Source organism: Paenibacillus sp. Y951 (assembly GCF_056786395.1).
The window spans coordinates 1-649 of sequence record NZ_JBXCIY010000091.1; the positions used below are offsets into that span (position 1 = coordinate 1).

Annotated in this window: 1 protein-coding gene; it reads left to right on the forward strand. The window is 53.8% G+C overall.

Going from position 1 to position 649, the window contains the following annotated elements; all coding sequences use genetic code 11:
* Window positions 1-20: 20 nt before the first annotated feature.
* A partial coding sequence (locus AC1TPB_RS24985; RefSeq protein WP_482078959.1) for an AMP-binding protein occupies window positions 21-649 on the forward strand: 629 nt, incomplete at its 3' end.

The window sequence follows — 649 nt, forward strand, 5'->3', positions numbered from 1 at the left end:
TAGTGAAGGAAGCGGACTATGTGCGCATCACGGAACATGATGTCTTTTTACAGGCTTCGACGGTTTCCTTCGATGCGGCGACATTTGAAATTTGGGGAAGTTTGCTGAACGGCGCGAAGTTGGTACTAATGCCGCCAGGCATACCGACGCTGGAAGAACTGGCGGAACGGATCAAAACGTATGGCGTGACGATTCTATGGTTAACGTCAGGTCTGTTTAACGTCATGGTGGAGCATCGCCTGCAAGGATTAAAAGGAGTACGCCAGTTGCTCGTAGGCGGCGATATCGTCTCCGCGCAACATGCGAAAAAGGCGATGGAAATCGAAGGGCTGCAGCTGATCAACGGTTACGGTCCGACGGAAAGTACAACCTTCGCGTGCTGTTATCGGATAGGGGAAGAGGCGGTTAACGGGGGAACGCTACCAATTGGGCATCCGATAGCCAATACCCGGGCATACGTTATCGACCGTTCAAACAAGCTAGCGCCAATCGGGGTGCCAGGAGAGCTATGCATCGCGGGTGACGGGTTGGCTCGCGGATACTTGAATCGTCCAGAGCTAACGGCGGAGAAGTTTGTGGACAACCCGTTTGAACCAGGCGAGCGAATGTATCGTACGGGAGACCTTGCAAGATGGCTGCCGGATGGGAA